General features: G+C 63.2%; 18 protein-coding genes. 9 read left to right on the top strand and 9 right to left on the bottom strand.

The genetic code is table 11. The features are described from left to right. The coding region (locus VIM95_RS23355) for an FAD-dependent oxidoreductase (RefSeq protein ID WP_414648486.1) at nucleotides 1–110 on the bottom strand (110 nt) is incomplete at its 3' end. Between the two features lie 157 nt (nucleotides 111–267). Between VIM95_RS23355 and VIM95_RS06495 the strand changes: the two genes are divergently transcribed. After that, complete coding sequence (locus VIM95_RS06495; RefSeq protein WP_331984216.1) at nucleotides 268–804, top strand: lipocalin family protein; 537 nt, start codon at nucleotides 268–270, stop codon at nucleotides 802–804. Nucleotides 805–871: 67 nt separating this feature from the next. Here VIM95_RS06495 and VIM95_RS06490 read toward each other — a convergent pair whose 3' ends face one another. Both VIM95_RS06490 and VIM95_RS06485 read right to left on the bottom strand, forming a co-directional pair. Then, a complete protein-coding gene (locus tag VIM95_RS06490; RefSeq protein WP_331984215.1) occupies nucleotides 872–1,336 on the bottom strand; it encodes a GNAT family N-acetyltransferase in 465 nt (154 codons plus the stop codon). 162 nt (nucleotides 1,337–1,498) lie between these two features. Beyond that, nucleotides 1,499–2,332, bottom strand: a complete 834-nt coding sequence (locus VIM95_RS06485; RefSeq protein WP_331984214.1) for an oxidoreductase — start codon at nucleotides 2,330–2,332, stop codon at nucleotides 1,499–1,501. A 182-nt stretch (nucleotides 2,333–2,514) separates the two neighbouring features. Here VIM95_RS06485 and VIM95_RS06480 point away from each other — a divergent pair, with 182 nt between their 5' ends. Continuing rightward, a complete protein-coding gene (locus tag VIM95_RS06480; protein WP_331984213.1) occupies nucleotides 2,515–3,435 on the top strand; it encodes an AraC family transcriptional regulator in 921 nt (306 codons plus the stop codon). Between the two features lie 4 nt (nucleotides 3,436–3,439). Here the strand turns inward: VIM95_RS06480 and VIM95_RS06475 are convergent, their stop codons facing one another. Further along, nucleotides 3,440–4,363 carry a LysR family transcriptional regulator gene (locus tag VIM95_RS06475; RefSeq protein WP_331984212.1) on the bottom strand — a complete coding sequence of 308 codons (924 nt, stop codon included), beginning with the start codon at nucleotides 4,361–4,363 and terminating at the stop codon, nucleotides 3,440–3,442. A gap of 132 nt (nucleotides 4,364–4,495) precedes the next feature. On the opposite strand from VIM95_RS06475, the gene VIM95_RS06470 reads away from it, so the two are divergent. Continuing rightward, complete coding sequence (locus VIM95_RS06470) at nucleotides 4,496–5,035, top strand: carboxymuconolactone decarboxylase family protein (protein ID WP_331984211.1); 540 nt, start codon at nucleotides 4,496–4,498, stop codon at nucleotides 5,033–5,035. Nucleotides 5,036–5,076: 41 nt separating this feature from the next. Next, nucleotides 5,077–5,451, top strand: a complete 375-nt coding sequence (locus tag VIM95_RS06465; protein ID WP_331984210.1) for a hypothetical protein — start codon at nucleotides 5,077–5,079, stop codon at nucleotides 5,449–5,451. Between the two features lie 142 nt (nucleotides 5,452–5,593). Here VIM95_RS06465 and VIM95_RS06460 read toward each other — a convergent pair whose 3' ends face one another. The 3 genes from VIM95_RS06460 to bla form a co-directional block, all read right to left on the bottom strand. Next, on the bottom strand, nucleotides 5,594–6,535 hold the full coding sequence (locus VIM95_RS06460; RefSeq protein WP_331984209.1) for an alpha/beta hydrolase: 942 nt from the start codon (nucleotides 6,533–6,535) through the stop codon (nucleotides 5,594–5,596). Next, the gene (ampC, locus tag VIM95_RS06455) at nucleotides 6,532–7,674 is read right to left on the bottom strand and encodes a class C beta-lactamase (protein ID WP_414648485.1); all 1,143 of its coding nucleotides are present in this window, start codon (nucleotides 7,672–7,674) and stop codon (nucleotides 6,532–6,534) included. The genes VIM95_RS06460 and ampC overlap by 4 nt, the downstream gene beginning before the upstream one ends. A 200-nt stretch (nucleotides 7,675–7,874) precedes the next feature. Next, entirely contained in the window at nucleotides 7,875–8,780 is a 906-nt protein-coding gene (bla, locus tag VIM95_RS06450; RefSeq protein WP_414648484.1) for a class A beta-lactamase, read from the bottom strand. 357 nt (nucleotides 8,781–9,137) lie between these two features. Between bla and VIM95_RS06445 the strand changes: the two genes are divergently transcribed. Continuing rightward, entirely contained in the window at nucleotides 9,138–9,704 is a 567-nt protein-coding gene (locus VIM95_RS06445) for a hypothetical protein (RefSeq protein WP_331984207.1), read from the top strand. Nucleotides 9,705–9,732: 28 nt separating this feature from the next. On the opposite strand, the gene VIM95_RS06440 is transcribed toward VIM95_RS06445, so the two are convergent. After that, the gene (locus tag VIM95_RS06440; RefSeq protein ID WP_331984206.1) at nucleotides 9,733–10,788 is read right to left on the bottom strand and encodes a S24 family peptidase; all 1,056 of its coding nucleotides are present in this window, start codon (nucleotides 10,786–10,788) and stop codon (nucleotides 9,733–9,735) included. Nucleotides 10,789–10,892: 104 nt separating this feature from the next. On the opposite strand from VIM95_RS06440, the gene VIM95_RS06435 reads away from it, so the two are divergent. After that, the gene (locus VIM95_RS06435) at nucleotides 10,893–11,096 is read left to right on the top strand and encodes a hypothetical protein (RefSeq protein WP_331984205.1); all 204 of its coding nucleotides are present in this window, start codon (nucleotides 10,893–10,895) and stop codon (nucleotides 11,094–11,096) included. A 102-nt stretch (nucleotides 11,097–11,198) separates the two neighbouring features. On the opposite strand, the gene VIM95_RS06430 is transcribed toward VIM95_RS06435, so the two are convergent. After that, the gene (locus VIM95_RS06430) at nucleotides 11,199–11,438 is read right to left on the bottom strand and encodes a hypothetical protein (protein ID WP_331984204.1); all 240 of its coding nucleotides are present in this window, start codon (nucleotides 11,436–11,438) and stop codon (nucleotides 11,199–11,201) included. Between the two features lie 115 nt (nucleotides 11,439–11,553). Here VIM95_RS06430 and VIM95_RS06425 point away from each other — a divergent pair, with 115 nt between their 5' ends. From VIM95_RS06425 to VIM95_RS06415, 3 genes are all read left to right on the top strand, one after another. Then, nucleotides 11,554–11,781, top strand: coding sequence for a hypothetical protein (locus VIM95_RS06425; protein WP_331984203.1), 228 nt, complete (start codon nucleotides 11,554–11,556; stop codon nucleotides 11,779–11,781). A 334-nt stretch (nucleotides 11,782–12,115) separates the two neighbouring features. Next, nucleotides 12,116–12,901 (top strand): YdaU family protein, encoded by a 786-nt coding sequence (locus VIM95_RS06420; protein ID WP_331984202.1) that lies wholly within the window; start codon nucleotides 12,116–12,118, stop codon nucleotides 12,899–12,901. Continuing rightward, a partial coding sequence (locus tag VIM95_RS06415; RefSeq protein WP_331984201.1) for an ATP-binding protein occupies nucleotides 12,885–13,499 on the top strand: 615 nt, incomplete at its 3' end. The genes VIM95_RS06420 and VIM95_RS06415, both read left to right, overlap by 17 nt.

The following is a 13,499-nucleotide window of genomic DNA, read 5'->3' as shown; positions in this document are numbered from 1 at the left end:
CCCCGGCTTTTTTCGAACACCACAACCTGCAGGCCCTGCGCGGCAAGTGCCTGTGCGCAGGCCATACCCGCCATGCCTGCGCCAATGACGGCGACTCGGCCCTTCGTCATGTTTACCCCCTTTGCAAGCTACCGGCTGGCTGGCCGGAACAAATCGAACCGTGATTGTACTAAATGGTAGTAATATTTACTGATTAGTAAAAATACCGGCGAATTGTGCTTGAAAAGGCCGCCGTGATGCGGCGGCGGTACCCAAAGGAGCAACGTAGTGTTGAAGCGACTGATCACCGTGGTGCTGGCTTGTCTGGCGCTGCACGCCCCGGCGGAGGAACCGGCACCTGTCCGTACCGTGCCCGAGGTGGATATCCAGCGGTATCTGGGTAGCTGGTACGAGATCGCCGCCTTCCCCATGTTCTTTCAGCGCCAGTGCATTGCAGACACACAGGCCCGCTACGACCTGGATGAAAAGGGCGGGATACGCGTGCACAACCAGTGCGCCACCTCGTCCGGCATCGACAAGGCGGAAGGGCGGGCCAAGGTGGTAGAAGGCAGCGGCAATGCCAAGCTGCGCGTCTCATTCTTCTGGCCGTTCTGGGGGGACTACTGGATTCTGGCGTTGCAGCCGGACTACCAATGGGCGCTGGTGGGCAGCCCAACCCGCAAATATCTCTGGCTGCTCTCGCGCACACCCAGCCTGCCGGCCGAGGAATTGCAAAAGGCGCTTGAAGCCGCCAAGGCCCAGCAGTTCGATATCAGCCAGCTGCGCTATACACCGCAATCGGCGGTGGCAAGGGCAGCGCAGTAAGCCTGTGATGACCTGATTGGGGCGGGGGGGGGCCAGCCCCCTCGTCGCCGCTTGCCTGCCATCGCCCTCAACCCAGCTGCTTGCGCATGGGGATGCTATCGAGCGAGAAACCGCGCGGCGAGTGGTAGGGGGCGATGGCGTCCCCCACAAAGCCGGCGCGGCGGTAGAAGGGCGCGGCGTTGAGGGTGGACTGCAAGTGCACTTCCGCAATGCCTGCCTCGCGCGCCAGTTGCTCCAGAAAGGCCAGCATCTGCTGCCCCAGCCCTTTGCCCATCTGCGCAGGGCTTACAAACAGCGAATCGATCTGCCCGTCCGGGATGGCAATCGCCCCACAGGCACAGACGCGACCGTCGATCTCCAGCACATAGCAGTGGTCGGCCACAAAGGCGGCGAACCCTTCGCCCGGCGCGCCATCGGTCCAGCGTTCCAGCAGTTCATCCGGGTAGTGCCCGCGCGAGCCATGCAGGATGGCGGCGCTACGCACATCGAACACGGCTTGGGTATCGGCAGTGGTGGCTTTGCGGATGGACATGGCGGCGTTTGGCAGTTGTATGGCCTCTGAACACCCACATCCTACCCGGTAGCTGCGTACCGGTAGTCCCTTATCGGCCCGCCGTCACGGCTATGCTCCGCCACCCCCTTTAGGCCAACTGCAGCCGGTGGCTGGTTGGCCACCGGCTGGGTGCCGAGCGCGTTAGCGGATGTCAGTCGACTCCGACAGTGTGCGCCAAGCCTGCAGCTCGTCCAGCCGCAGCGCGAGCTTCTCCGCGATGCCGGCATAGGCGTCGCTACCGGCTGCATAGCGCAGCGGTGGCTTTGCTTCGCCGGCCAGGCGTACCAGCGCCGCGCCCAGTTTGGCCGGGTCGCCGGCCTGCTGGTGGTTGTGCGCGGTGTAGTTGTGCTGGATGGCGGCCGATGTCTCGGCGTAGTCGGCGATGCGCTGCTCGCCCCAGCGTACCGAGCTGGTGTCGAGGAAATCGGTACGGAAGAAGCCTGGCTCCACGATGGTCATGTGGATGCCGAAGGGGGCAAGTTCCAGCGCGAGCGATTCCGAGTAGCCCTCTACCGCGAACTTGGTGGCGCAATACACGCCGGCGCCGGCAAAGCCGTATACGCCGCCGATAGAGGAGAGGTTGAAGATATGCCCGCTGCGCTGGCGACGCATGGCCGGCAGCACAGCGCGGGTGACATGCAAGAGGCCGAAGAAATTGGTGTCGAACTGGCGCTGGATCTCTGCGGCCGCGACTTCCTCGAACAAGCCCAGCAGGCCGTAACCGGCATTGTTGACCAGTACGTCGATGCGGCCGAAGGTGGCCAGGGCGCTTGCCACGGCGGCTTCTGCCTGGGCCGGTTGGCTGACGTCCAGCGCCAGGGATAGCACCTGCTCGCCATATTCGGCGTAGCGCTGCTGCAGGTGCTGTTGATTGCGCCCGGTGGCGACCACCTTGTCGCCGGCAGCCAGCGCCGCGCGGGCGATTTCGGCACCGATACCGCGTGCGGCACCGGTAATAAACCAGATCTTGCTCATGATGGCGTCCTTTTCCAATCGCGCCAGTCGGTTGACCGGCCTGGCGTGCATTATGGAAAGGCACGGATAGGGTGCGAAGGCGGGTTCCTCTGCGGGTATTGCCTGATCCTCTATTTCTTGCCGAATTGAGATCATGATTCGGCCCGGTTTATTATCTAAACATCTATCCAGCCAAGACCGCCATGAACCGCTCCTCGCCACCTGCCCTGGCCACGCTACGTGCCCACACGGCCTCTCTGGTCGCTCAGCTTGCCCCGGCAGAGGGCTATACCGAGACCGCCCTGGCCGAGGTGCGCTTGATGCGTGCCAACCGGGCCCTCCCGCGCACGCCGGTACTCTACGAGTCTTGCATCTGCGTGATCGTGCAGGGCAGCAAGCTGGGCTATCTGGCCGGTACCGCCTACCGCTACGATGCGCAGCACTACCTGGTGGTGTCGGTGCCCATGGCCTTTGAGAGCGAGGCCCAGGCGCGGCCGAGCGAACCCTTGCTGGGCGTCTCACTACGCATCGACCCCACCATTGCCACCGAGCTGGCGCTGGCGATCGATGCGCAGGCACCGGCTGCCGCGGCGCCGCAGGGCATGCTGTCCACGCCCATGGATGAAGACTTTGCCGACGCGCTGCTGCGGCTGCTGCGCGCGTTGAGTTCGCCGCTGGAGGCCAAGCTCCTCGGCCCGGCCATCTTGCGCGAGCTGTACTACCGTGTGCTGACTGGCCAGCAGGGGCCGGCCATGCGGGCGGCGCTGACCCACGGCAGCCATTTCGGCCGCATCGGAAGGGCGTTGCGCTATATCCATGCCAACCCCACCCGCACCATCAGCGTGGCCGAGCTGGCGCAGGAAGCCAGCATGAGCGTGCCGGCCTTCCATGCCCACTTCAAGAGGGTGACGCACAACTCGCCGCTGCAATACCTCAAGACCACCCGGCTGCACCAGGCGCGCCTCCTGATGGTACGCCAGGGCGTGACGGCCGCCGCAGCCGCCGCGGCGGTGGGCTACGAGAGCAGCTCGCAGTTCAACCGCGAGTTCAAGCGCCTGTTTGGCCGCACCCCGGTCGAGGAGGCGCGCGCCATGCAGCAGGTGCTGGCGCTGCAGGCGGCCTGATGGCCTAGGTCACCACCTCACTGCTGGTTCCGTTCAAGTGTGGGTCCGCCCGCAGCCGCTCGGCCAGCAGGTCGATAAAGCTACGTACCTTGGCCGAGCCGTACTTGTTCTCGCGGTGCACGATATGGATGGGCAGGGGGGCGTTCTCGTAGTCCGGCAGCAAGATCTGCAGCTCGCCCGATGCAAGGTGGGGGGATATCTGGTAGGACATCAACCGGGTGATGCCCAGACCCGCGCGGGCGGCCTCGATGGCGGCATCGTTGCTGCTCACCGTGAGCCGTGGCCGGAGTTTGATGGCGCTAGGTGCGGTCTCGGGGCCGAACTTCCATTCCACCATGGGGGATACGGCCGTGGCGGCGATGATGGTCCTGCCCTGCAGGTCTTGTGGCGTTGTGGGCGCACCATGCGCGGCCAGATACGCGGGTGAAGCGCACAGCACGCGCCGCACTTGCCCCACCTTGATGGCGCGCAGGCTGGAATCGGGTAGGGGACCGATGCGCACGGCCACATCCACGCCTTCCTCCAAGAGGTTGACCACCCGGTCCAGAAACAGCGCCGACACTTCTACCTCAGGGTAGCGGTTGAGGTAGTCCACTACGCCGGGCATCACGAACATCTTGCCGAACAGCACCGGCACCGTGAGGGTCAGTTGGCCGCGCGGAATGGCATTGATGCCGGCAGCGGCCTCATCCGCCTCGTCCACCTCCTCAAGAATGCGGCGGGCATCGTCCAGATAGCGCTGGCCGGCCTCGGTCACCCGCACCATACGGGTAGAACGCTGCAGCAGCTTCACCCCCAGCCGGGTTTCCAACGCGGCAACTGCTCGCGTAACTGCCGGTGGCGACATGCCCAAGCGGCGCGCGCCGCCGTTAAAGCTCTCGGCCTCGCACACCGCTACGAAGACTGCCATCAGGTGCAATCTGTCCATGATAAATTCCACTAGATGCAATAATAAATTGCATTGTAAGGCTATTCTTCTGTTTGATGCATTTTGGCAAAGTGGCGTCACTCGCAGCGCACTGGGCGATGCGAACCTGAATCACTAGCCAAGGAAACCATCATGAGCCGCATCAGCATCCCTACCGTCGAGCAATCTGTTGAAGCCAGCAAGCCGCTGCTGGCCGCCGTCAAACAACAACTGGGCGTGGTGCCCAACCTGATGAAGCTGGTCGGCCACAGCCCGGCCGCGCTGGAAGGCTACCTCTCGCTCAATGGCGCGCTGAACAAGGGCAAGCTCGATGGCGCCCTGCGTGAGCGCATTGCCCTTGCCGTGGCCGAATTCAACGGCTGCGACTACTGCCTCTCTGCCCACACCTATCTGGGCCTGAACGTGGCCAAGCTGAGCGAGGCCGACATCGCCGCCGCCCGCGACCACCAGAACAGCGACCCCAAGATCGGCGCCGCTTTGCGCTTCGCCTTCCGCGTGGCATCCGAACGTGGCCGGGTGAGTGATGCCGACATCGCCAGCCTGCGCCAAGTGGGTTTTGACGAAGCCGAGATCATCGAGATCGTGCTGGTAGTGGCACTCAATGTGCTGACCAACTACGTCAACAACGTGGCGCAGACCGATATCGACTTCCCCAAGGTATCGGCCAAGTAAGCCGCCTTCGCATCTCACCCACCTTCTTGATTGGAACTGACATGACTTTTGTTATCGCCAAACGCGTTGCCAAGCTGGTTCTGCTGGGCGCCATGCTGGGCCAGGCCTATGCCGCCGCCCCGGTTACCAAGGACGGTGTTACCACCATCCACCTGACCGAATACAACGGCTACTTTGCTGCCAAAGAGACGTTGACCGACCTCAAGCCCGGTGAGTACGACTTCGTGGTGACCAACAAGGCCGGCAAGTTTGTGGGCTTCAATGTGCAGGACCAGAAGTCCCATGAGCTGCTGGGTGGATTTGGCCTGCAGCCGAACGAGACCAAGACCGCCCGCGTCACTGTCTCCGAAGCCGGCTTTCGCTACCGTTGCCCCATCAATGTCACGCCGTGGTACGACGTGGACATGACCAAGTAATCCGACAAGCCCTACCTTGACTGCCGCCTGTTGGCCCTGCTGCATAGTGCGGCAGGGCCTCTTTTGCATATCGGCAATCTGTCATCGCGAAGGTGCCATTGGCCGTACATGCGCAATGCAGCAGCCTGATTGCCTGGGCCGCCTAGCCCGGCACTATGCCGATGCTTTGCAACCAGCCTTCAACCAGCCGTGGCCAGCCGCTGATCGGCAGCGCGCTGGGCCGCAGGCCGAAGGCATGGCCACCCTGGGCGTACAGGTGCAGCTCGGCCGGCACGGCGTGCGCTTGCAGCGCGGCGTAGTAGAGCTGGGTGTTTTTTACCTTGTCCACCGGGTCGTCCCCGGCATGCAGCAAAAAGGTGGGCGGCGTGTTGGCCGTCACCGGCACATTGGGGTTCAGCTTGCCGGTCTTGGTCACCAGATGGCCGGGGTAGAGGGCGATGGCGAAGTCCGGGCGGGCGCTTTGCCGGTCGGCTTCGTCGACCGGCGGGTAGAGCCGCCGGGCGTACTGGGTGCTGATGGACGCCACCAGGTAGCCGCCGGCCGAGAAGCCCAGCACGCCGATCTTGTCCGGCTGTATGCCGTAGCGGCTGGCCTGCTGCCGCAGCAGCCGGATAGCCCTTTGCGCATCTTCCAGCGCCAGCCTGGGGATGGCCAGGTTGTCGGGGCGACAGTCGCAGTGCCAGTCGTAGGTGGGGCTGGGTACCCGGTACTTGAGCAACACGCAGGTGATGCCACGGCTGGTAAGCCAGTCGCATACCTCGGTGCCTTCCAGGTCCATGGCCAGCACATGAAAGCCCCCGCCGGGCATAACCACGACCGCCGCGCCGGTCTGGCCGCTGGTGGGGGGATAGACCGTCATGGTGGGCTGGGTGATGTTGGTCACCGCTGTCCAGGGGCGGCCGGCGATCAGATGCTCGGTGCGCAGCGTTTCGGTCTCCGGCCCCGGCACCGGCAGTGGGTCCGGCACCTTGCCTGGCCAGAGCGCAATGGGTGTGGGCGCATCGGCCGGTGAGCCGGCCTGGGCGCTGCCACCCAACCCGATCAGGGCCATGAGGCCAACCGCCAAGCACTTGGGCCAGCTCATGGCGCCACCTCGGATGCCGCTACAGCCAGGATCTCATACGCCGCCTCTACCCGCGCCGGGATGGGGTAGCCCTTGTTGGCCAGGATCGCGATGCCGATCTGTTTGGCCGGCACAAAGGCCACATAGGCGCCAAAACCACCGGTAGAGCCGGTCTTGTTGAAGAGCGTGGGCAGCACCGGCTGCTGTGGTTGGGGGATGGCCTCTGCTGGGTTGAGCTGGCGGGACATGCCTTCCGAATTGCCAGCCAAGAGCTGCGGCAGCGTGCCGGGGTAGGGGTACTGCTCCCAGCCCAGGCCCTGGCCCATGGGGCCGACCTGGAAGTAAGCCAGGTGGGTATCCTCCACCGCCTGGCGCATGGGTTCAGGCAGTTGGCTGGGGTCGATATTGAGCTGTACGTAGCGGATCAGGTCGGCCGCGCTGGCCTTGATGCCGTAGGTTTCGGCATCCAGCGGGTTGGGGTTCACGCGTACCTGCTTGCCTTCCTGGTTATGGCCCCAGGCATAGCTGGCCATGGCGTTTTGCGGCACCTTCACATAGCTGTGCTTGAGCCCCAGCTGCTTGAGGGTTATGCCTTCCATGGCGGCGGGGAAGTCCTGCCCCAGCGCCTTGGCCGTGGCGCGGCCCAAGAGACCCAGGCTGGGGTTGGAATAGCCGCGCTGGGTGCCGGGCGGGGCGTCTGGCTGCCACTGCTGGAAGTACTGGGTCAGGTCGGCATCGGTATTCACCCACTCCGGCAGCTGCAATGGCAGGCCGCCGGCCGTATAGGTGCCCAGTTGCAAGAGGGTGGCTTCATCAATGCGGCTGCCCTTGAGCTCGGGCAGATAGTGGCTGGGGTGGTCACCCAACGAGAGCTTGCCTTGCCGCTGCGCATAGGCCGCCAGGGTAGCGGTAAAGGTCTTGCTGACCGAGCCCAGCTCGAACAGCGTGTTCTTGTTCACCACGACCTTGCTCTGGCGCGATGCCAGGCCGTAGTTGTAGAAGCGGGCGTGACCTTGGACCGTGACCGCGACGGCCATGCCGGGGATGTCGTACTTGGCCATGATGGGCTTGATGGCGGCGTCCACGGCTTTACGTAGGCGCTGGTTGTCGTCGTTGGCGTGGCTGGCAAGTGGAGCCAGGCTGATGGCCGCAAGGGCCATGGCACGGATGGGGTGTGTGAGCAAGATGGTCTTCCTGTTTGTTTCTTGTTATTTAAAGTTTGCTTTAATTGTTGGTCAGTAAGCACTCGGTTCGGCCGCTAAAAAAACCAGCGAAGCGGTTCTGGCTAGGCGTGCAAGCGCAGACAGTACGGTTAGTACGGCCAGCTTGCACAACGACGCCAGAAGGGTTTTGTTAGTGGCTATTGCGTCAAGGTTTCGGCCACGATGCGCGCGGCCATTGCCAGCACCTCGTTGCGATAGGCGGCTTCCGGCTCGCTGCGGGTGTAGTAGATGGCCAGCACGATGGGCGGCTTGCCCTTGGGCCAGATCAGGCCGATATCGTTGGTGGTGCCGTAGGCGCCGCTACCGGTCTTATCCGCCACCTGCCAGTCCGTGGGCACACCAGCGCGGATGCGTAGGGCACCGGTGGTGTTGCCCAGCATCCAGTCGGTGAGCTGTACCTGCTGCACCTTGCCCAGCGCATCGCCCAGCAACAGCTTTTGCAGGCTCTGCGCCATGGCGGCCGGGCTGGTGGTATCGCGCGGGTCATTGGGGATGGCGGTATTGAGCTCGGTCTCCCAGCGGTCCAGGCGGAAGGTGGTATCGCCCAGGCTGCGCGCAAAGGCCGTCACCGCCGCCGGGCCGCCCAGTTCCTTGATCAAGAGGTTGCCGGCGGTGTTGTCGCTGTACTGCAAGGTGGCGGCGCACAGCTCGGCAATGCTCATGCCGGCTTCCGTCCCGGCGTGCTTTTCGGTAATGGGCGAATAGGCCACCAGCGACTCGCGCGGGTAGGCAACGCGCCGCGCCAGGAGGCTAGGGTCCTTGGCGCTGCGCTGCAAAATGCCGGCCGCGACCATGACCTTGAAGGTGCTGCAGAAGGGGAAGCGCTCATCCGCCCGGTAGCTGCTCTGGGCACCATTGGCGGTATTGATGGACGCTACGCCCAGCCGGCCGCCACTGGCGGCTTCCAGGGCGGCCAGGCGGTTCTGGGTGACGTAGCCGGCCTGGCTGTCTGGCAGCGAGGTACAGGCGGCGATGGGGGCGGCGGCTGCGGCCAGCAGCAGCTTGCGGCGCGTGGGGTTGAGGGTGTTTTGCTTGGCTTGCACGGCTTCCTCCTAAGTGTGGCGGCCGGTGTTGGGCCGGCGCTGAATGGGAGGTAGTCTGCCGTGCCGCTCAGCTTGGCAGGAGTGGCAAGGGTGTAACGTTTGGAACGTGGGGCTCAGCGTGCCGGTTTGGGCCTCTGTAAGAGGTAGTGAGCTTGGCTCATGCTATGGTTTCTAATGTATACGGCTAACCGATAAATGGGTATGACTTATTAGAGCAGAGCCAAATTTTTGAATTGAAATTTGATATAAGGAAATAGGTAAACAGTGAATTCTGATGCCTTTGATTATATTTTCAACTACCTTTGGGACGGTGGTGGAAAAATTGGTTATTTATTGTGATCGATCGTGGGAGGAGTTATGCCTGAAAATAATGAAACCTGGTCGGAACGGTTTGCACGGGAAGTGGATGCAGCTGTCCGTTTGTTGAGAAATCGACCTTTGCTTGGCATGATCTTTGTTGTTGGGGTGGGTATTTACATCTGGCATCAATGGCCGAGTAAACCGGAGGATCGTCATCCAAGTACGCCAGGGGCGGCTGCATCCAACATGGTGGATGTAGCACAGAAGGCCGGTGCTGTAGGAAAAGGTGTTGAGGCGCCAGGAGCCGGCGTGGAACAGACCTACCAACCGGCAAGTCTAGCTACAGTTTTTATTCATGTCAGATCAGAATCGCAGCGTGAAAAAGCGATGCTGATCAGAAAAGAATTGGAACGACTGGGTTTTTTTGTTAAGCGAATTACCTTTGAGCCTCAAGTAGGTACTGCTGGTGCGAATGTCATATATTGGGATGGGCATGATCGCAACGAGGCCGAAACCATTGGCCGTGCTTTGGAGAAGTTAAATATTTTGAGTCGCGCTAAAGTAGTTGATCGCTCCCATGGCTTGGATGAACCTGTCTCGCGGAGTTATGAGGTTTGGTTTTGAGTAAATCATCATTTCTAAGTAATGATGCTCACAAATCATTCTGCACCTGCACCGCGCGCCCCAGCACCCGCAGTACATCGCCGTGCTCCGGCCGCACGGTCCAGTCCGGGTAGCGGGTCTTGTCGGGGTTGTCGCTGGTCACGCGCACGGCGCCGTCCGGTTCCACCATCAGCCGCTTGATATAGAACTCGCCCTGGTAGTCGATGGCGTAGATCTTGCCGTTGCGGATGCGGGTGTCGCCGGTGTTGAGGGTGACCGAGGCGCTGTCGGTGATGGCGGGGGACATGCTCTCGCCCTCGGCCTGGACGGAGACGAGGCGCGCGGGGTCGAAGCCCATGCGCTCGCACCAGGCGCGGCGGTAGCGGTTGGGGGAGCCTTTGGCGTCGATCTCCCATTGCAGGCGGCCGGAGCCGGCACTGAGCTTGAGTGTCAAACGTTGTACCTGTATCTCGTCGCTGGTCAGCGGGTCGGTATCGTCGAACGCCTTGATGGGCCGGGGCTCGCTGCGGATATTGCCAAAGTCGCGCGGGCCCAGCGGGTCGCCCATGGCGTCCGGGCCGGTAGTGGGGGCGGGGGGCTGGCGGCCGAGCTTGCGCAGCAGGCTGGCCACCTGGCCGGCACTATCTGGGTTCTCGTCTCTGGCGGGCTCGGCATCGTGCCCGCTACCAAACAATAGCCACTCCGGCGTGCGGCCCAGCACGTGGGCAATCGCCACGAACTCGCGCACCGCCTCTTCATCCAGCATCACATAGTCCAGCAACCAGCGCGGGTTGAAGCGGTCCAGCGGCGGCTCGGCCTGCGGCAGGCGCAGGCCCAGGGCATCGAGCCGGGCCTGCAGGCGCGGCGCGAGGTCCTTGGCGACCACTTCCTGGAAGTGCGGTGTATCCATCCAGCCGCGGTGTTTACCAAAGGCCAGCTCCAGCCGGCGGGCGAGCGAATCGCCGATCTCCTTGCTGGTCTTGGGGCTGAAGATCTGGCTGATATAGGCCGGCGCGGTCTCGGCACGGCGGGCGAGGGCAGCTTGCCCGCCCGCTTCGTTGATGAGCTGGCGCAGGTTGTGGCGGCGTATCTGTTTGGAGTCCATGCCGCGCATTTAAACAGAGTTTAGCTAATGGCGAAAGTGTTTTTTTGCTGGTTATGAGCGCAAGGCTATTGCTTTGTGATTACCTTGTGGCTAAACTTTGTTGCATGAAGCTAAAGGACTACTTCAAACTCAAGCCCGGTAATCGATTGAAGCTGGCCAGGGCAGCCGGCACCGAAGCGGCCTACCTCTCCCAGATCGCCGGGGGCCACAAAATACCTTCTCTACAACTGGCGCGCGCCATAAGGGACGCCACCCAGGGCCAGGTCAGCTATGACGATCTGCTGCCCGAGCTGGAGGCCACACCATGAGCGGCGCGCCCCATTGCCGCCCCGCCCGAAGATGGGCGGGGCGGAACGGCCAGGGTACGCCTACCCCGGCTGGTCTGGCTAAATGTTTAGCTAATGTCTCTTTCAACGCTCATCGAGCGGTTCGGTCAGCGCCCGCCAGGTGTGCTCATAGCTCTTCAGCGCCTGCTCGCGCATGTTGGAGCCCAGCAGAAACGCCGTGGTGTGCTCGTACTCGTGCCGCATGGCCCGGTACAGCACATCCGGGTTGGGGTGGGTGGCGATCAGGGCGCGCAGAGCGTCCTGCAGCGCGGCGTAGGCGCCAAAGTTGGCGGCCTGCGGGTCGGGTTGCTCGGTCTGGGACATGGCGCTTCCTGCTCGGTAGGTGGGGTTTGCCGCCAATCTAGCATGGCTGGGGACAACATTTTCACAGCGGCCTTCATGGCCTTGTCATCACTTTGACGGACAGAGGAATAACACTATGGAACAGCAACTGTTTGACAACAGCGTGACCGAACAAGCCCAGGGCTGCGCGGCCTGTACTGCCAGCAACCGTTTTGGCCGCGCCACCGAAGCCCTGCTGCGCCCGGTGGCAGCACAACGCCCGCGGCTGATGCCCACCTGGCAGGTACTGGGCCGTGAGCTGTGGCAGAGCCCGCGCATTCTGGCCGGCCGCTTTGTCGACTGGGCTGACCGCCGTAACGACTGAGCGCCACTCGTAAAGCCCTTCTGGCGTTGTTGTGCGAGCTTGCCGTACCAATCGTACTGTCTGCGCTCGCACGCCTAGCCAGAACCGCTGCGCTGGGCTTTACGAGCGGCGCTGCGCGCTATGTGTGATGCCCATACCTGGAAATAGCTTTAAGGCGTTGCTGCGCGGGTTTCCAGCCACGCCCATGTTTTGAACAAATGACTTGGTAGCGCGCCCACCCCACCTGGGCGCGCCATCTGGCCCCACCGGCCCGAACACAGGAGCAAACCATGACGATGCTGACCCACGTGGCCGGCAGGGCCCCGCTACGCCCGCGTAAACAGGAGATGCCGCAATGAAGCTGATCTGGTACCCCTTTTTCGTGGCCGACTACGCCCGCGATACCGCCCAGCTATCCATGCTGGAAGACGGCGCCTACCGCCGCCTCTTGGACCACTACTACCTTACCGGCCAGCCGCTGCCGACCACCGCCGTGCAATTGCACCGGATCTGCAGGGCGGTACAGGCTGATGAACAGGCAGCGGTGGATGCTGTGGTGGCGCAGTTCTTTACCTTGGGTGAACAAGGCTGGACGCACCAGCGGGTAGAGGCGGAGCTGCGCAAGAACAGCGAGATCAGCAAGAAGCGCAGCTCGGCCGCGCTCAAGCGGCATGGCAAGCTGGCACAGGGCCAGCCTGCCGCTGCTGAACAAATCTCAAGTGCACTGCAAGTGCAGCTGCCGGTGCAGACACAATCACAGTCACAAATACCTACACCCTCTCTCGCCACTGCGGGCGCAAGCGCTGGACAACCTTTGCCGGCCGACTTTACCCCCGGCCCAGCGCAACAGGCCCTGGCGCACAACCTGGGGCTGGATCTGGCCGCCCAGCTGGCGCTGTTTCGCGACTATTACACCGCCAGCGACGAGCGGCTGGTGGATTGGCAGGCCAAGTTCTCTGGCTGGCTACGCCGTGCACCGGGCTTTGGTGGCAGCCGCCATACGGCCAAACCGGCCCGTCGTAGCGTGCGCCATGCCATACCCGCCACAGATTACGCGCTCGATGCCAGCCGCCACGGCAGCAGTGCGTTGACCGCGGCCGAGCTTGCCGAACTGGAGGCGCAGCATGCATGCGCTCTCTAGGCTCTTGAGCCGGCTGGGCAAGCTCAGCGTGGCCAAGGGGGAGTGCGAAGAGCACGGCGCCTTTGAGGCCTTTGTGATGAACGAGCGGGCACCACGTTGCCCCACCTGCCACCAGCGCGAGCGGCGGGTACAGGACGTGCTGCAGGCCAATGCCCGACGGCTGGCCTGGCTGATGGAGGTAGCGCATATCCCTGCCCGCTATGCCGGTGCCGGCTTCAAGACCTTTATCCCCCATACCCCGGCGCAGCGCGAGGTGCTGGCGCGCTTCAAGCGTTACCTGGCCGGCTTTGGCAAGGCGGTGGAGCAGGGCGGTGGGCTGATCGTGACCGGCGGGGTGGGCACCGGCAAGACCCACCTCGTCTGCGCGCTGGCCAACAACATCCTGCACCAGTACGGCCGTGCAGTGCGCTACTGCACCGCCCAGCAGATGCTGGCCGAGATCAAGGCCACCTATGGCCAGGAGGACAAGAGCGAGGCCGGCGAGGTGGCGCGCTTTGCCGCCTATGACCTCTTGATCCTCGACGAGGTGGACATGCACCGCGGCAGCGAGACCGACCTGTTGCTGCTCTTTGCGGTGATCAACCAACGCTACAACGCC

It is taken from the genome of Chitinimonas sp., from assembly GCF_036568685.1.
Lineage (GTDB): Bacteria > Pseudomonadota > Gammaproteobacteria > Burkholderiales > Chitinimonadaceae > Chitinimonas.
This window is presented reverse-complemented; position numbering and strand designations above follow the sequence as displayed.

What these genes read in the sequence shown, in the direction of transcription:
- VIM95_RS06490 (WP_331984215.1), bottom strand. Translation starts at nt 1,336, where the DNA reads ATGTCCATCCGCAAAGCCACCACTGCCGATACCCAAGCCGTGTTCGAT.
- VIM95_RS06480 (WP_331984213.1), top strand. Translation starts at nt 2,515, where the DNA reads ATGAACCGCTCCTCGCCACCTGCCCTGGCCACGCTACGTGCCCACACG.
- VIM95_RS06440 (WP_331984206.1), bottom strand. Translation starts at nt 10,788, where the DNA reads ATGGACTCCAAACAGATACGCCGCCACAACCTGCGCCAGCTCATCAAC.
- VIM95_RS06445 (WP_331984207.1), top strand. Translation starts at nt 9,138, where the DNA reads ATGCCTGAAAATAATGAAACCTGGTCGGAACGGTTTGCACGGGAAGTG.
- VIM95_RS06475 (WP_331984212.1), bottom strand. Translation starts at nt 4,363, where the DNA reads ATGGACAGATTGCACCTGATGGCAGTCTTCGTAGCGGTGTGCGAGGCC.
- VIM95_RS06425 (WP_331984203.1), top strand. Translation starts at nt 11,554, where the DNA reads ATGGAACAGCAACTGTTTGACAACAGCGTGACCGAACAAGCCCAGGGC.
- VIM95_RS06465 (WP_331984210.1), top strand. Translation starts at nt 5,077, where the DNA reads ATGACTTTTGTTATCGCCAAACGCGTTGCCAAGCTGGTTCTGCTGGGC.
- VIM95_RS06470 (WP_331984211.1), top strand. Translation starts at nt 4,496, where the DNA reads ATGAGCCGCATCAGCATCCCTACCGTCGAGCAATCTGTTGAAGCCAGC.
- VIM95_RS06430 (WP_331984204.1), bottom strand. Translation starts at nt 11,438, where the DNA reads ATGTCCCAGACCGAGCAACCCGACCCGCAGGCCGCCAACTTTGGCGCC.
- VIM95_RS06435 (WP_331984205.1), top strand. Translation starts at nt 10,893, where the DNA reads ATGAAGCTAAAGGACTACTTCAAACTCAAGCCCGGTAATCGATTGAAG.
- VIM95_RS06420 (WP_331984202.1), top strand. Translation starts at nt 12,116, where the DNA reads ATGAAGCTGATCTGGTACCCCTTTTTCGTGGCCGACTACGCCCGCGAT.
- VIM95_RS06460 (WP_331984209.1), bottom strand. Translation starts at nt 6,535, where the DNA reads ATGAGCTGGCCCAAGTGCTTGGCGGTTGGCCTCATGGCCCTGATCGGG.
- VIM95_RS06485 (WP_331984214.1), bottom strand. Translation starts at nt 2,332, where the DNA reads ATGAGCAAGATCTGGTTTATTACCGGTGCCGCACGCGGTATCGGTGCC.
- ampC (WP_414648485.1), bottom strand. Translation starts at nt 7,674, where the DNA reads ATGGCCCTTGCGGCCATCAGCCTGGCTCCACTTGCCAGCCACGCCAAC.